This window comes from Ruminococcus flavefaciens 007c (genome assembly GCF_000571935.1).
Classification (GTDB): domain Bacteria; phylum Bacillota; class Clostridia; order Oscillospirales; family Ruminococcaceae; genus Ruminococcus; species Ruminococcus flavefaciens_F.
In genome coordinates, this window is the sequence record NZ_ATAX01000025.1 from 26,095 (window position 1) to 42,356 (window position 16,262).

Annotated in this window: 18 protein-coding genes and 1 riboswitch; of the genes, 3 read left to right on the forward strand and 15 right to left on the reverse strand. The window is 40.6% G+C overall.

Annotated elements, in window-relative coordinates; all coding sequences use genetic code 11:
* Positions 1–18: 18 nt before the first annotated feature.
* The gene (locus RF007C_RS08970) at positions 19–1,641 is read right to left on the reverse strand and encodes a glycoside hydrolase family 25 protein (RefSeq protein ID WP_242836292.1); all 1,623 of its coding nucleotides are present in this window, start codon (positions 1,639–1,641) and stop codon (positions 19–21) included.
* A 206-nt stretch (positions 1,642–1,847) separates the two neighbouring features.
* Here RF007C_RS08970 and RF007C_RS08975 point away from each other — a divergent pair, with 206 nt between their 5' ends.
* Positions 1,848–2,798, forward strand: coding sequence for an RluA family pseudouridine synthase (locus tag RF007C_RS08975; RefSeq protein WP_037299243.1), 951 nt, complete (start codon positions 1,848–1,850; stop codon positions 2,796–2,798).
* Here the strand turns inward: RF007C_RS08975 and RF007C_RS08980 are convergent.
* Entirely contained in the window at positions 2,791–3,642 is an 852-nt protein-coding gene (locus tag RF007C_RS08980) for a prephenate dehydrogenase (RefSeq protein WP_037299245.1), read from the reverse strand. The two genes, RF007C_RS08975 and RF007C_RS08980, sit on opposite strands and share 8 nt — an antisense overlap.
* 152 nt (positions 3,643–3,794) lie before the next feature.
* Between RF007C_RS08980 and RF007C_RS08985 the strand changes: the two genes are divergently transcribed.
* A complete protein-coding gene (locus tag RF007C_RS08985) occupies positions 3,795–4,532 on the forward strand; it encodes an SH3 domain-containing protein (RefSeq protein ID WP_037299247.1) in 738 nt (245 codons plus the stop codon).
* A gap of 91 nt (positions 4,533–4,623) precedes the next feature.
* Here the strand turns inward: RF007C_RS08985 and RF007C_RS08990 are convergent, their stop codons facing one another.
* Positions 4,624–6,039: a D-alanyl-D-alanine carboxypeptidase family protein gene (locus RF007C_RS08990; protein WP_037299248.1), complete on the reverse strand. Its 1,416-nt coding sequence runs from the start codon at positions 6,037–6,039 to the stop codon at positions 4,624–4,626.
* A gap of 236 nt (positions 6,040–6,275) precedes the next feature.
* Here RF007C_RS08990 and RF007C_RS08995 point away from each other — a divergent pair, with 236 nt between their 5' ends.
* Positions 6,276–6,938 (forward strand): metallophosphoesterase family protein, encoded by a 663-nt coding sequence (locus tag RF007C_RS08995; RefSeq protein ID WP_019678762.1) that lies wholly within the window; start codon positions 6,276–6,278, stop codon positions 6,936–6,938.
* An 87-nt stretch (positions 6,939–7,025) separates the two neighbouring features.
* Here RF007C_RS08995 and RF007C_RS09000 read toward each other — a convergent pair whose 3' ends face one another.
* From RF007C_RS09000 to RF007C_RS09055, 12 genes are all read right to left on the reverse strand, one after another.
* Complete coding sequence (locus RF007C_RS09000) at positions 7,026–7,799, reverse strand: TatD family hydrolase (protein ID WP_037299249.1); 774 nt, start codon at positions 7,797–7,799, stop codon at positions 7,026–7,028.
* A gap of 10 nt (positions 7,800–7,809) precedes the next feature.
* Positions 7,810–8,445 (reverse strand): thiamine phosphate synthase, encoded by a 636-nt coding sequence (gene thiE, locus RF007C_RS09005; RefSeq protein ID WP_037299251.1) that lies wholly within the window; start codon positions 8,443–8,445, stop codon positions 7,810–7,812.
* 5 nt (positions 8,446–8,450) lie between these two features.
* Positions 8,451–9,047, reverse strand: a complete 597-nt coding sequence (locus tag RF007C_RS09010; protein ID WP_037299253.1) for a thiamine phosphate synthase — start codon at positions 9,045–9,047, stop codon at positions 8,451–8,453.
* A complete protein-coding gene (thiH, locus tag RF007C_RS09015; protein WP_037299255.1) occupies positions 9,040–10,293 on the reverse strand; it encodes a 2-iminoacetate synthase ThiH in 1,254 nt (417 codons plus the stop codon). The genes RF007C_RS09010 and thiH overlap by 8 nt, the downstream gene beginning before the upstream one ends.
* Before the next feature lie 13 nt (positions 10,294–10,306).
* A complete protein-coding gene (locus RF007C_RS09020) occupies positions 10,307–10,789 on the reverse strand; it encodes a GNAT family N-acetyltransferase (RefSeq protein ID WP_037299256.1) in 483 nt (160 codons plus the stop codon).
* Between the two features lies 1 nt (position 10,790).
* Positions 10,791–11,561 carry a thiazole synthase gene (locus tag RF007C_RS09025; RefSeq protein WP_037299258.1) on the reverse strand — a complete coding sequence of 257 codons (771 nt, stop codon included), beginning with the start codon at positions 11,559–11,561 and terminating at the stop codon, positions 10,791–10,793.
* A gap of 12 nt (positions 11,562–11,573) precedes the next feature.
* Entirely contained in the window at positions 11,574–12,212 is a 639-nt protein-coding gene (gene thiF, locus RF007C_RS09030; protein WP_037299260.1) for a sulfur carrier protein ThiS adenylyltransferase ThiF, read from the reverse strand.
* Between the two features lies 1 nt (position 12,213).
* Complete coding sequence (gene thiS / locus RF007C_RS09035; RefSeq protein WP_037299261.1) at positions 12,214–12,408, reverse strand: sulfur carrier protein ThiS; 195 nt, start codon at positions 12,406–12,408, stop codon at positions 12,214–12,216.
* Between the two features lie 52 nt (positions 12,409–12,460).
* Positions 12,461–12,567, reverse strand: a riboswitch (TPP riboswitch).
* A gap of 113 nt (positions 12,568–12,680) precedes the next feature.
* The gene (locus tag RF007C_RS09040; RefSeq protein ID WP_037299263.1) at positions 12,681–13,553 is read right to left on the reverse strand and encodes a sensor histidine kinase; all 873 of its coding nucleotides are present in this window, start codon (positions 13,551–13,553) and stop codon (positions 12,681–12,683) included.
* A 31-nt stretch (positions 13,554–13,584) separates the two neighbouring features.
* Positions 13,585–14,430, reverse strand: coding sequence for an ABC transporter permease subunit (locus tag RF007C_RS09045; RefSeq protein ID WP_037299265.1), 846 nt, complete (start codon positions 14,428–14,430; stop codon positions 13,585–13,587).
* Between the two features lie 9 nt (positions 14,431–14,439).
* Entirely contained in the window at positions 14,440–15,303 is an 864-nt protein-coding gene (locus RF007C_RS09050; RefSeq protein WP_037299267.1) for an ABC transporter permease, read from the reverse strand.
* Complete coding sequence (locus RF007C_RS09055) at positions 15,281–16,210, reverse strand: ABC transporter ATP-binding protein (RefSeq protein WP_037299269.1); 930 nt, start codon at positions 16,208–16,210, stop codon at positions 15,281–15,283. The genes RF007C_RS09050 and RF007C_RS09055 overlap by 23 nt, the downstream gene beginning before the upstream one ends.
* Positions 16,211–16,262: the final 52 nt, after the last annotated feature.

Genomic DNA, 16,262 nt, shown 5'->3' on the forward strand with positions numbered 1-16,262 from the left:
GGTATGCGTATAATATCTTTAATTAAAGCCGTTTAATTTATTCTTTTTCATTACTTCAGGGAAATTGATATAAGCATAATCCAGATTAACATATCCGTTTATACCGTTTATCTTACCATCATTACCAAACTGCCACATATTAAATCCGTTCTTGAAGGCAGGTCTTGAAACACCGTAATGAGACACCCATACATCATACTTTGAATAAACTGAGGAATCTATCCTTGTATTAAGGAAATTAGCATAGCTCTTTATTCCGACATAATAACCCTTTTTTTCAAAATACGAACAGAATGCTTTTACAATATCTGTTATCTCCTGGTTGCTCAGTGAAGAGAACATCGTGTCCTCGATGGCATAATAAACAGGATAACTGAATTTATAATCCTTTATTACTTCGTAACAAGCTTCTGCTTCACGCAATGCATCTTCAGCATCTTCAGCATAACTGTACCAATAAACGCCGCAGTCTATTCCTGCTTTTTCAGCACCTTCTACATTTGCTTCAAAATACTTATCGGTCTGACTTGCAAGATTACCGTATCCCGCACGGATTATAGCATAATTCACACCTGATGACTTTACCTTGTCCCAATCGATCTTTCCCTGCCATACAGAAACATCAATACCGCTCGCAACTCCCTTATTAACGCTTATAGGGAAGATCTGCTCGCTTGAATCTGTCTCGCTTCCGTCAGGAACATATGTATCCGGGGATATGATATATGGATAATTGATATAGCAGTGGTCGATGTCAACCTCAGTAGTTATGCCATTGACTCTTCCCTTTGCGTTATACTGCCACATTCCGTAATCATTATAAAAACCGGGAGCAGGCACATCCCAATGTGCTACCCAGATCGCGTATTTATCAAGCACTTGCTGATATACCTTTGAATTGAGCAGACTTGCAAAGCTGTAAACACCAGCGTGATAGCCCCTTGACTCTATAGTAGAGCAGAAGCCTTCAATTATAGCTGATACCTCCGCAGCAGAGAGCAACTTGTGCTTGGGCTCTTCAATATCAAAATAAACAGGATATGTAATATTATAATCCTTTATGACCTGATAACACGATTCTGCTTCATTACGAGCACCTTCAGCATTATCAGCATAGCTGTACCAGTATATACCGACATCGATACCGACCTTCTGTGCTTCTTCAATATTATACTTGAACCATGTATCGACCTGATTCGGATACTTATTGGCATTACCGAAGCCAGCTCTTATGATAGCGAATTCTACGCCGCTGTCCTTTACAGCCTTCCAGTCGATCTTTCCCTGTGCATAAGATACGTCAATACCTTCCGTCTTGCGGTATATCATACTCTTATCGCCTGAATGAAGCTTTAAATAAGTCTGATGTGCATTATATATATTGAAAACGTTATATGGTATCTCTGTGGTAACTGAAGGAGCATCTCCTACTTCCGTCTGAGTAGTAAGCTCTACATCAGAAGCAACACTTCCGACCTTTCTTGACAGATCAGGAACTCCAATTTCATCCTGCTCTTTACATTCGGATGAATATGTGTTATCATATAAATCGGAGTCGGCTGCCGATACAGACATAACAACCCCTGAACTTATGATGCAACAAGCAGTCAAAAGTGATACCAAAGCTTTGCAGATCTTCATAGCTTATCGAACTCCTTTTCGTTAAGATTACAAAAAGCGAACTTTTACAATGTCCCTTTTTGTAAATTATAACATATCATATGAGATATTTCAACCTCTATTTCACAAAAAATTCAAACTTGGTTTATTTTTTGTAAAGTTTGAGGAATTTCACGCAATTTTTTTGTAACTAATAGATACTTTTCTGTAACATTTAGGAGGAGCAGATGAAAGAGTTTATCATAAATGAAAATGACAGCGGGCAAAGAATAGACAAATTCATAACAAAGGCACTTCCCGAGCTCCCTAAAAGCATGATGTACCGCCTTATACGCAAGAAAGACATAAAAATAAACGGTAAACGCTGTGAAATATCTTCAAGATTAAATACGGGAGATAAGGTTACAGTATATGTAAAAGATGATGTTTCTGCCGAAAAAAAGCACGATATGAGCTTTCTCGAACAGTCTGCGGAAATTGATGTTGTTTATGAAGACGAAAACATAATTATCGTTAATAAGCCTGCAGGTCTTGACTCTCATTCAAACGGAAGTCATATGACAGACACACTTATAGACAGAATAAAACATTATTTATATAATAAGAAAGAATATCAGCCTCAGCTAGAAAGCTCATTTGCACCTGCGCTTTGCAGCAGACTTGACCGAAACACCTGTGGATTGGTTACAGCAACCAAAAATGCAGCTGCCCTGCGTGAATTGAACGAAGCAATACGAAATGGCAATGTAAATAAAATATATCACTGTATAACCACAGCGCCTCCACCGCAAAAAGAAGAGATAATATCTGCATATCACCAAAAAGACGAGTCAAGAAATCTTGTTAAGATCTCCGACTCGCCTGTTGAAGGATACAAGCCTATAAAAACGGGATACCGTATTCTATCTGTGCAAAAGTCTCTCTCTCTTGTAGAGGTCACTCTTTATACCGGACGAACCCATCAGATAAGAGCTCACCTCGCCCACATAGGCGCTCCGGTTCTTGGAGACGGCAAATACGGGAATACTACGGCAAACAAAAGGTACGGAATATTCAGGCAAGCTCTCTGTGCATACCGGCTGAAATTCGATATGCCACAAAATTCCGCATTAAACTACCTGAACAGCATGGATATAACAGCACCTCAGCCTGATTTCGAGAAAAAATTCTTCAGTTAGGCTGACCGACTCTGTGACGAAGATTTTCTTCTTTAAGCTCTCTGCCCTCGGCGATGAGAGCTTTCATTTTTTCTGCATCACCATCTTTCAGCGCACTGCTGTACTTTTTTAGGTTTTCTATGAGAGTATCCAGCTCATATTGGAGATGTTCCCTGTTCTGCATAAACAGATCGGTCCACATTTTCTCATTCATAGTAGCAATACGAGTCATATCCTGAAAGCTTCCTCCGCTGAAACCGCATTCCAGTCCAAGCTCGGGACTTTTTACATATGCACTTGATACTATATGTGCCAACTGTGAGGTATATGCAATCATTTTATCGTGGTTTTCGGGAGTGGTGACAACTATCTTACCCGCACCTATCTCTTTAGCAAGCTCCTGTAACAGAAGAACGTCATATTCTGTACTGTCATCAAAAGGAGCAATTATGAAATTTGCTTTTACGAACAGATCAGCTGTACTGTTATAGTATCCTCCGAACTCCTTTCCTGCCATAGGATGAATTCCAAGGTACCTGAGACTATTTTCGTTTGCAATCTTTTTCATTCTCTCGGAGAACTTCCCTTTTATACCGCATACATCGGTAATAAGAGTGTTCTCTCCGATCTCGGCAGCATGATCCGCAAAAAACTTTTCCGACGCTTCCGGGAAAAGAGAAATAATGATCAGGTCAAATCCTTTAAGATTGCCGTCAAAAATATTATCTAAAGCTACATCACGAAGCGCAGCATATTCTATATCGTGATTTATGTCACAGCCTGTAACATTATGATAAGTATACTTCTTAAGCGCTTTACATATTGAACCGCCTATAAGTCCAAGACCAACAACAAGTATTTTCATAAATACAAAACCTCCGTATTCTTTTATCATTTAAAGTATAACGCTTTAAATACAAAAAGTCAAGTGCATATTCTGTTTTTCTGACATTATCTTTCGATTTAGCATAGAATAATATGAGATAAATCTCAAACCCCAGTGAAAGGAATGTTTTTATGCCAAAGGTGTTTCTGAGTCCTTCCACACAGGAATGGAATCAATATGCAACTGACGGAAATGAAGAGCTTTATATGAATCTTCTTGCCGATCGAATAGAACCCTATCTCCGCTCGTGCGGTATAGATTTTGTAAGAAACGATCCCGAACGCAATGTAACAGGAGCTATATCAGACTCAAATTCGGGAAATTACGATATTCATCTCGCACTTCATTCAAATGCTGCTCCCGAAGCTCTTGCAGGAAAACTAAGAGGTATAGATGTTTATTACGCTCCTAAAAGTATACAAAGTGAACGTCTCGCAAACATGATAGCAAACAATTTAAAATTTATATATCCTCTTCCCGATAAAGTCAGAGCACTCCCCACCTATTCTCTCGGTGAAGTACTTCGAACAAGAGCCGTTGCTGTTCTCTGTGAACTCGGTTATCATGACAATTATGCCGATGAAGCCTGGCTGAAAAGCAATCTGGAAAATATTGCTCGAAATATCGTTGATACCCTCTGTGACTACTTCGGTATACCTTTCGTTCAGGCAGGTCCTGTACGCCGCGGAACTGTTACAACTAACGGAAGCGGGCTGAATATCAGAAATTATCCGAGTCTGTCAGCCCCAATAATAGGTTCCATGCCAAACGGCGCTTCAATGACGATCAACGGGGAGACAAACGGCTGGTATGTAGTTAGTTATAACGGTATAACAGGCTATTCAAGCAGTCAATATATAACATTATAGTCTATAAATATAAAGTGCCATAACATCTGGATCCATTTCGGATATGTTATGGCGCTTATTTTTTACTATTTCAAAGATTTTCAGCCTTTAATCACTTATCATCATTCTGCTGCCTGCGTCTGCGACGATCCTTATCATTGACCTTCGGAACAGCATATATAGGTTTCATGGGTTTGGATTTACTCTTGAACACGATATACGAATAAACACAAACGATAATATATATCGCGCAAAGAAGGAATGAGACCATAAGTGCTCTGTTGAACCATCTTGATTTTCTGAACATCTTTGCAACGTACATATTATATTTTGATGTAGAACGCTCAACATTATTAACTGCTACGATCTCAACGGTGCCAAGCTCCTCACCCGAATATTCAAGAGTTACCTCACCAAGAGGCTCTCCTTTGGCAACAGGAGCTTGAAGTGAATTTTTATACCACACGACTTTATCACGGCTGATAGTCGATACGTCCACCTCATTATACCATAAGAGCGTAAATTCTTCCTTCGGGATAGCAAGGACATAATCATTTCCCTCTGCCAGTTCAACGGGAAGCTCACCTACCTCAGCTGTATCCGCAAGTATCACCTGATAAGAAAAATTATCGAAAGCCCAGTCAAAAATGCTTATAGCGTCAGTTATATGATAAAAAGCCGTATCGCCGTCAGCAGTATTAAGAGGTGCTTTCATAAGAACAGCAAGATACTTATTTCCGTCACGGCTCGCCATAGTTATGATATTTCTGCCGGCCGCATCAAGATTAGCAGTCTTTATTCCCTTTGCTCCGCTGTACGCAAGATCATCCTCAGAATCCATCATAATATTTGAATTCGTCCAGATCCATTCCTCAATCTTGGGATGACTCTTGGGATTGGGTACAGTTGGTGTGTACGTAAAAGTTGTCGCAATATTCTCAAAATACGGAAGACTTAAAGCATACATCGTAAGCTTGAGCATATCATTTGCAGTAGTGTACTGATTTGTATCATACATTCCGGTAGCATTGGTAAAATGAGTATTCTCAAGTCCCAGCTCTGCTGCCTTTTTGTTCATCATTTCAACAAAATCAGCTGTTTTTCCATCGCCGATCTTATAAGCGATTGTCTCTGCCGCTTCTACGGACGAAGTCAGCATCATAGCATACAGAAGGTCTGTCATAGTCAGAACGTCACCGTCAAGTATCTCTGCAAAGCGCAGATCATCAGGATACTGTATATTGTAAAGATAGGAGTAAACAGATTCGTCAATAGTAACCTCTTGAGAAAGATCCTGACAATTCTCAAGACATATAACAGCTGTCATAATATTTACAAGAGGTCCCGGCATTTGCTTAGTATCGGCATTTTTCTGGTGAATTACAGTATTTGAGTCAAGATTTATCAAAACAGCCGATTCACTGGCAATGGGTGTTTGGAGCGGAAAACTTACAGCCTTGACCTCGGATATACAGACAAAGGGCAGCAGAGTGCAGACTGCTGCAAGTATACAAAGTAACCTCTTCATACATTCTCCTTTTATTTCAAGCGGAAAGCCGCTGAATTTCTTATAAACTACCAAATTATATTATACCAGATATTTTCTGTTTTTAAAAGGGGTTTTCAAAAAAAATTTCAAAAAAATATTTCTATGCTCTTTACCTTTTCAAAAAAATGTGATACAATAAATATACAAAACGAAAAGCAGCATCAGAAAAATATATAGCTGCATAAAAATTGAACAAAGGAACGGAGGTTTTTAATGTGATCTATGTTACAGGAGACACACACGGAGACATTACACGCTTTAAAAGCCCTGAAATGAAAAAGCTCGGCCGCGGTGACACACTTATTATCGCCGGCGATTTCGGATTTTTATGGAATAATTCCAAAGAAGAAAAAGCTGCGCTCAAAAAACTGGCCGAAAAAGGCTTTACAATCGCATTTCTCGACGGATGCCATGAAAACTTTGATATTCTTGAAAAATATGCTCCCGAAGAATGGCATGGCGGAAAAGCACGCATAATAAAGCCGAATATTGTTCATTTGATGCGTGGCCAGGTTTATACCATTGAAAAGACAAAGATATTTACATTCGGCGGCGGCCACAGTCAGGATATTGAATTCAGACGTGATAATGACTGGTGGGAACGCGAACAGCCTTCTCAGGCTGAAATAAGAGAAGGTATCGCTCATTTGCGCGAAAATCACTATGCTATTGACTATATAATCACTCACGAACCGCCTGCTTCTCTTAAAGAATGCCTTGGAGTAGATGTTCTTGAAAGACTCGAACTTCATGCTTTCTTTGAAGATGTTATCAAAAACTGCAAATACAAGAAATGGTTTTTCGGAAAATGCCATATAGATAAACATATTCCGATCAAGTTCTATGCCGTATTCAACAGTGTACTTCCACTTAAATAATTCTATATCAGCTGAAAATATCAAAAGGCTGCATGGTTATAATATACCATGCAGCCTTTTGATGCTTTCAAAGCTGTCTTTTACCTTCTATATTCCAAAAAATTTCTCGGTATTCTCTTTAAGCGCCGCTGTAAGCTCAGTTTCATCGACCTTCATGTTTTTAGCAATCTCAGCCACAACATACTTAATATTCTGAGGTACATTAGTGCGGTCAAGCCCCTTAATATTTCTCGGAGTAAGGTAAGGAGCATCTGTTTCAGCCATTATCCTGTCTATCGGAACATACTTGACTGCTTCACGCAATGGTCCGCCGCGCCTTTCATCACAGATCCAGCCTGTTATACCGATGTAAAAGCCCATATCAATGTACTTTCTCAATGTATTCCTATCACCTGTAAAGCAATGCACAACAGATCTTTTGCATATTTCGGGATGTTTTCTGAAACGCGCCGCAAAGTCCTCGCTTGCCTCACGCTCATGAAGAAACATAGGTTTTCCGAGCTCTTCTGCTATTTTTATATGATGTTCAAAACACCTTATTTGATTTTCTCGGGTCGAAAACATTCTTTCGTAATCCAGACCGCACTCTCCAACGGCTACGATCTTCTCGTTTGAAGCTGCAATCTCTCTTATACGTTTAAAATCCTCAGCTCTTGCCATGTCTGCACTGTGAGGATGGATACCGCAGGTGCCAAAACAATCATGTTCTGAAACAAAAATGTTAACGCTCTCACTGCTTTTCATATCAGCCCCTGTAAGGATACATTCAACGCCATCATTCAAAGCATCATCAATTACTTTTTCAGGCTCTCTGAACTGCTTGCAGAAAAGGTTAAGACCGATGTCATAATACTTTATCATATTTCCCTCACTATATAGTTCCGTATACTGCTTTTCGGAGCTCTTCGGCAGCTTTTTTTATATCATCAGCACCAAAAACCGCAGAAACAACAGCAATACCGCAATGTCCGCATCCCTTTATTGAATCAACATTTCCGACAGTTATTCCTCCGATAGCTACAGCAGGTATATTTACACACCCGCATATCTCGGAAAGCTTTTCGGGAGTTATCCTTATTGCATTTTTCTTGGTGGGAGAAGGAAAAACAGCTCCTACGCCAAGATAATCGGCTCCTGATTCCTCTGCAATCTTCGCTTGCTCAACTGTCTTGGCAGTTGCACCTATAACAAAATTGTCGCCTGCAATGCGGCGAATCTCGGATACAGGAGAATCCTCGATACCAACATGAACACCATCAGCGCCACACTTCAACGCAGCCTTGTAATCATCGTTTATTATAAGCGGTACATTATATTTATGACAGATTTTAAGAAGCCTTCCCGCCTCTTCAATAAGCTCATCTTCACTTATATTCTTCTCACGCAACTGTACACAGGTCACTCCGCCGAGGATAGCGTGTTCAACAGCGGTTTCAAAATCTTTTGCCTTCATACAGTTTCTGTCAGTAACGGCATATAGAAGCAGATCCTTTTTTTCAATATTCATATTTATCACTTCTTTTCAAATTCTCTGATATACTCAGCCGGATCATCACACTTCATAAGGCCGCTCATAACACAGGCCCCCGCTGCTCCTGCCGCTATGACCTCGCCGATGTTATAGGGTGTAATGCCGCCAATAGCGTAAACAGGAATATCCACACTTTTACAAACAGCTCTGAGGAAGTCAAGTCCGCGCGGTTCAAGACCTTTTTTACAATCAGTCGCAAAGACATGGCCTGCGGTTATATAATCAGCTCCGAGTCTGACCGCTTCAAGAGCATCAGCAACTGAATGGCAGGAAGTACCTATACACTCAAAACACTTTTTGTCCTCCCTGCTCATTTCACGAAGAACATGAAGAGGAAGATGAATATATTTCCATTCCATATCAATTGCTGGTTTATAAAAATTATGAAGTATCAGCCTTGTATTACTTTCCTTGAAAATATCAGCTGTTTTTTTAGCGAGCTCCATGTATTCCGCCTCGGTTAGCTCCTTTTCACGAAGTATCACCGCTCTTGGAGCTCCGTTTGATATAAGCCTGAGCTGCTGCAAAAAATCACGGCAGCACAGATTCCTTGCAGTAATACATATTATATCAGACATAAAGGTAATCATTGAGTACAGGCTGAAGTCCTTCTTCGGACATATCCTTGTACATCTTATCGAAGCTTCTGCCGTCATTAATCTCAAACTGCTCATCCCCCTCGGCAGCTTCGCTCTCCTTGCCGGTATACTTGCTTTCATGATCACCTATGCCCGTAGATACGCCTGCCGAAACTTTCGTAGCAGCGATCTTGACAATACCATTCCTGAAGGACTCGCTTTCGCGTGACGAAACGGTTATACCGCAGAACGGAAGGAAGATCCTGTACGCACAAAGTATCTGACAAAGCTGTTTTTCGTGTACATCGAGCGGATTGATCTCATCATTATTTATGATAGGTCTAAGTCGCGGACAAGAAAGTGATATTTCAGCCTGAGGATACTTTCTCTGTAAGAAATAAACATGAAGAGCACTGGCTAGAGCGTCCTTTCTGAAATCAGAAAGTCCGAGAAGGGCTGAACAGGCTATTCCTCTCATCCCCCCCATAAGAGCACGCTCCTGGGCTTCAAATCTGTAAGGCCATACACGTTTATGTCCCATAAGGTGAAGTTGCTCATAGCAATCGCTGTCATATGTTTCCTGAAAAACCGTAACATAATCCACACCGCACTCATGAAGATACCTGTATTCGTCTGTATTAAGAGGGTAAACCTCTATACCGACCATCCGGAAGTATTTACGCGCAAGCTTACAGGCTTCGCCGATGTATTCCACACTGCTCTGAGCACGGCTCTCTCCTGTAAGCAGAAGTATCTCCTCCATGCCACTGTCAGCAATTACCTTCATCTCATGCTCGATCTGCTCCATATCAAGCCTCATACGCCTGATGTCATTATAACAGTTGAATCCGCAGTAAACACAGTAATTCTCACAGTAATTGGCAATATACAGCGGAGTAAACAGATATACCGTATTGCCGAAGTGCTTCTGTGTCTCGAGCTTAGCACGCTGAGCCATTTTTTCAAGAAAAGGCTCTGCTGCAGGAGACAGCAGCGCCTTGAAGTCTTCAACCGTACAGTTCTCATGATTTAGAGCTGTATTGACGTCACGGGCAGTATACTGAGAATAATCATAGTTTTTCATCTCAGTAATTACCTTATCCATTATATCCGACTTTATCTGTTCCATTCCTTCCATATATTTCATATGATCGGTTCGGGAAGCAGGATTTGTTTCAAGTTCATGCTTTTTCTTCAGCGCAGCCTCGGAGAGCTTATCCGAGTCCACAAAATAATGATTTTCCATTAAATTACCTTCTTTATAGATTCAGAACGGCTACAATTTCGTTGCCGTCTGTTTCGCCGTTCGGCTCAAAACCGAATGAACTGTATAATTTTTCAGCCACAGTATTCTCAGGTTCATATGATATCCAGCATTTATCGGCTTTCCCGCAGGGATATGTCCGTACAAAATCAAGTATAAGCTTCATGGCTGCTCTTCCGAAGCCCTTGTTCTGATACCTGAAATCTATCATAAAACGCCAGATATTATAGTTATCCTCGGCAACGCCGGGATGATCTTCCCAGTATTCGTCTGTACCAAAGCCTATCATTACAAATCCCACCGGAGTATCATCGTCATATATACCAAAGGGAAATACATGACCGCCGCCTGTTACAGCTGCATAAGCTTCTGCAAGACTGGTCTTATTATCAGAAACAAAGCTTTTCTGACTCTCTTCTACATTCAGTGACAAAATATCATAGATATTTCCGCCGTTGACCTTTACAAGATGTATCATTTTAATCGTGTAGGAAGCCTGTAAGCGTATCTGACGGAGCGGCTCCTCTTGTAAGAACACGCCCAAGGCCTGACAAATAAGCTTTTCTGCCCGCTTCTATCGCCTGTTTGAATGCCTCAGCCATAACAGGAAGATCCCCTGCTGTAGCAAGAGCGGTATTGGACATTACAGCAGCAGCTCCCATTTCCATAGCTTCACACGCCTGTGAAGGTCTGCCTATGCCCGCATCAACAATAATGGGCAGGTCGATCTCGTCAATAAGTATCTGTATGAAATCCTTTGTTGCAAGTCCTTTATTCGAGCCTATCGGTGAGGCAAGAGGCATAACGGAAGCTGCACCTGCATTTACAAGATCACGGGCTGTATTCAGATCTGGATACATATACGGCATAACAACAAAGCCTTCCTTTGCAAGTATCTCCGTAGCACGTATAGTCTCCTGATTATCGGGAAGAAGATACTTAGTGTCCCGCATTATCTCGATCTTCACAAAGTCACCGCAGCCGAGTTCACGGGCAAGACGTGCTATACGTACAGCCTCATCAGCATTTCTTGCCCCAGATGTATTCGGCAGAAGAGTTACTTCTTTCGGGATATAGTCAAGAATATTCTCATGCTCTTTGGAATTTGTCCTGCGTACAGCAAGAGTTATAAGTTCAGCTCCTGCATATTTAACAGCAGCCTCAATAAGGCTGAGAGAGTATTTTCCCGAACCAAGAATAAAACGTGAAGAGAACTCATGTCCTCCTATGACAAGCTTATCGTCTTTCATGTGAATTACTCCTTATATATCATATTCGCCTGCAATTATCCTTATAACGGCATGAGCCTGATGACCTGCGCATATAAGAACTCTTGAAGCAACAAGCCCCATACCGTCATCAACATCACTTACGCCGTCACCGCAAAGATAAAAACGTTTTGTTACTTTTTTTGTTATTATCATGTTCGAAGGCGCCAGTCCTGCCATTCCCGAACCTGATACAAGATACTTAAACGGCATTTTCTCAAGAACACCGTTTACCAGCATCGCCTTCTGATCCGCTTTATCAAAAGCCTCTACTATTATATCATCATCGACAAGAAGCTTAGGGATATTACTCTCGTTAAGCATCGTATCATCACTGACTATCTCGCAATACGGAGCTATACGTCTCAGGGTATCACCGAGGGCTCGAGATTTAGGAATTCCGAGCTGATCGGGAAAATACTGCTGCCGATTAAGATTTGAAATATCAACACAGTCAAAATCAATGATATGAAGCCTGCCGATACCAGCTCTTGCAAGAGCAATGGCAATATTCGAACCCAATCCCCCAAGTCCGCAGACAGCAACCGAAGACGCGGCAAGCTTTTTCTGCAGTTCAGTGCCGTGTCGTTCTTCAAGTACACGATACATTTCTTCTCTCGAAGGTACAGACATATCAGCCGCCTCCTACGAAACGTACAACCTCAACATGATCACCGTCCTTTAAAACGGTTTTATCATATTCAGCCTTAGGGACGATCACTTCATTTATCTCAACCGCTACTCTCTGACCGTCTGTTTCCATATCAGCAAGCAGCTCGGTAACGGTTTTTCCGTCTTTTTCACACAGTTCGCCATTTACCTTTACCATTACAGTACCTCCTAAAAAAATTCAGGGAACAGCCTGCGCAGTTCCCTGAATGACATAACAAAATCAGACTCCCTACGCTGGCATTAACCAAATCAGGTCGAAGGGTCGAAGGTTTAACCTTCCTCTCAGCCTGTCCCACAAGCTCCCCTGTAAATTATATTATAACACATCTTTTCAATTAAATCAAGTGCTGTATAAAAAACATTATGATCTCGCAGCACTTTTATTTGAAACATTTATTTAATCATATCATGGCATTTTAATTGTAATAATCAGATCTTTATAGTTATTGAAAGCCTGTTATTATCAAATTGAGCAGATATGCTTCCGTCCATCTGCTCAATTAGCGTTCTAGCTATAGAAAGACCAAGACCTGTTGAATTTCTTGCAGCTTCAACTGTATAAAATCTGTCAAAAAGCTTATCGACCTGCACAGATGTTAATCCTGATGCACTGTTCGAAAATTTAACGATTCCGTCGGTTGAAAGAGATATCGACAGATCTCCGTCACTGTATTTGACGGCATTATTGATGAGATTCGAAAAAACACGGGATAAAGCCGAACGATCAAGATCACGTATGACTTTCTTGTCGGTTATATCTATATCGGGAACAATGCCTTTTTCACTGAGTACCGAGTAATATCCTGCAATACTCTCTTCAAGTGCGTCGTTGACCACGACCTCTTCCCTATTCATTTTTTCTTCTGAAGACATTATGACAGAATAAGAGAAAAGTTCCTCTGTAAGCTGCTTCATCGCCTCAACTCTTCCGCCTATAATTTCAAGGTACCTTCCGACCTCCGGAGTTTTTTCTTCGCTCCTCAGCATCTCAAGATATCCGCTTATTGCCGTAAGAGGAGTTCTCAGATCATGAGAGATATTTGTGACAGCATTTTTTAGTTCCCTGTCTCCCTGTACGAACCTATGATGCTCTTCTCGCAGCAATTCAAGTTCCCCATTCAACTCAGCAACAAGCTTTTTAACCTGTTTATCACTGCTTGAAACAGTTATCCTGTTATTTGTATCGTTTTTAAGGCAGTACGAAAAAGACTCCGCGATCTCTTTTAAAGTTTTTCTGAGGATAGTTACCTTTATTATAAGTAAAGCCGATAAAAAGCCAAGAATAACTGTCAGAACTACCATAGTAAAGCTCCTCTTTTAAACATAATAAACGTTATTTAAGATTCTTTTTCCTGAAGAAGAACACCCCAAGCATTGTTGTTACAGCAATAACAGATATATCTGTCAAGCATAAACGCACTGTTCTCTCATCAGGCGAAAGCTCAGATGCTTCCATGTCATCATCCGAGAAATTATGAACCTCTTCCAACTGAATAGCCTGTCCGACAGGAATAACATTGTATATAAAAGTATAGATCTTCCTCTGATTATCACTTAATATCTCTTTTTCATCATATTCTAATCCTTTATCACGTTTAATGCGATGAAACTCATCACTTGTTATCGTACTGTTCAACATACCTGCCGATACAAATAATACCATACTTAATGTGATCGACCATACAATTGCACTTACTCGTGAGCCTATAAGCATGGAAGATAAAACAAATATTGCGTTGTAAACGATATTAAGAGCAAAACTTACGATCAATATTCTTATAACAGCTCCAATCTCAATATACTGCAAATCTATCTTAAAAAGCAGCAAGCAGATAATGCAAATGTATACTATCTGCAAAATGATTCCCGCGGTCGAGCAAACGATCAGTTCGGTAAGATATATCGATTTTCTTGAGTGTCCTGAGACAATTTTATTTCTTAACGTACCATCGGAGTATTCGTGGCTCACAAACAGACTGTTAAATGCAGCCGAAACAAATCCATAAATCAAAATAAATCCCCATATATACTCTTCAAAGCCATATAAATCTTCATATTCCGGTATCATTACATAATCTTTTATAGTATAAAGAGAATAAATAACATCTAAAATAATTACTATGCGAAACAGCCTTGATCTGAAAAGGCGGCTGAATTCAGCTTTAAGCAGATTTCTCATACGTTCACCTCATTTCAGATTGAGCTTGCGGAACACCAGAACACCTGCTGCTGTCGCTATAACTATTATTGCTATATCGTATATTATCATGTACTGCCAGTGGTAAGGCAGTTCTTTTTCGGCGCTAAATCTGTAAGCCTGCGATACAGGCAAACCGTCGTATAATGCTTCATAAATGAAAAGCTTCGCACCGCCGCATTCCTCACTGTCTACGCCGTAAATATAGCTATGTTCATTAAGCACTTCATACTGCTCATCTGTAAGGTACCCTTCTTCCGTATAAAACAGACATTCGCTGTGCTCTTCAAGAGTATTGATAACACATACGCTCATGGCAAAGGAAAGAATTGCTGCAATCATTCCAACAACCATAGTAACAGCCGCTCCCTTAACTATCATCATTATCAATATTATGATTGCAGTAACAGCTACAACTCCGAGACTTCCTATAAGCTGTAGCTTTATCATTACGCTGAAAGGATGATGAAAAGCACCGAAAAACATATTAGAAAAAACATAGACTGTAAAAAAGAATACATACTGCAATATAACCGAAACAGCAGAACATACAGCCAGATTGCAGAGATAAATCTCTGCCTTCGTATTCCCTGCAATAAGCTTATTGCGGATTGTTCCGCCATCAAATTCCGGACCTGTATAGAACGAAACAAAAACAACCACCAGCAGGCCAGCTATTAAAAGTCCTATATAAAGCATACTGTCATTAAATACTTCTTTTTCTTTTGAAACTCTTACATCTATAAGTCTGATAATATTACAGCTTACAGCAAGAACAAAAGTAAAAAGCACCATAAGCCAGAATACTCGCCCTGAAAAGCAGCGCTTGAATTCAGCTTTTATCAGCTTTACCATTATCGCCACCCCCTACAAGAGAGATAAAGAAGCCTTCAAGTGTCTCGTCATGCTCAATCATTGTGATTGCATCACATTTTTCTTCACTCAGAGCCGAAGCAAGCTTTGAAAAATTCAGCTTTGCATAAATATCAGCCGTATTTTCTGACAGTATCTTATACTCAACGCCCATTCTGTCAAGTGCTCTCGACATAGCAGCTGTATCAGACACCTCCATTCTGATACATTTACGGCAATTGCTTTCAAGTTCCTCTGCGCTCATCTCCTTTATTACCCTGCCGCTTTCCACAAAACCATAATATGTAGCCAGCTTTGCAAGCTCATCAAGGATATGACTTGAAATGATGACCGTTATCTCCTTTTCACGATTGAGTTTGAGTATAAGCTCTCTCACCTCGACTATTCCCTGTGGGTCAAGTCCGTTTATTGGCTCATCAAGTATGAGAAAATCCGGCTCTCCAACGAGAGCAACTGCTATACCGAGCCGCTGTTTCATTCCAAGCGAAAAATTCTTAACACGTTTTTTGCCCGTATTTTCAAGTCCTACAAGCTTCAGCAGCTTGTCTGTACAGCTTTTATCAGTAACTCCAAGCATATTGCACTGATATTTCAGATTCTGCTCCGCTGTCATATCAAGATATATGGCAGGAGTTTCAACAACAGCTCCCATCCTTCGGCGAGCTTTCCCAATCTTGCTGTCATCGTATTTCACGCCGTATATTTCGTAATCACCTGAGGAAGGTTCCTGCAAGCCGCACAGGATACGAAAGAGTGTGGTCTTTCCTGCACCGTTCCTTCCAACAAGCCCGTATATCGAACCCTTTGGCACAGAAAGAGTCAATCCGTCAAGAGCTTTGAACTTTTTATAACTTTTGCCGAGACCGTTTGCTTTGATAACATATTCCATAAAGGGTACCTCCTTTTTATCTTTCTGATACCATTTTACTATCAAATAGTAA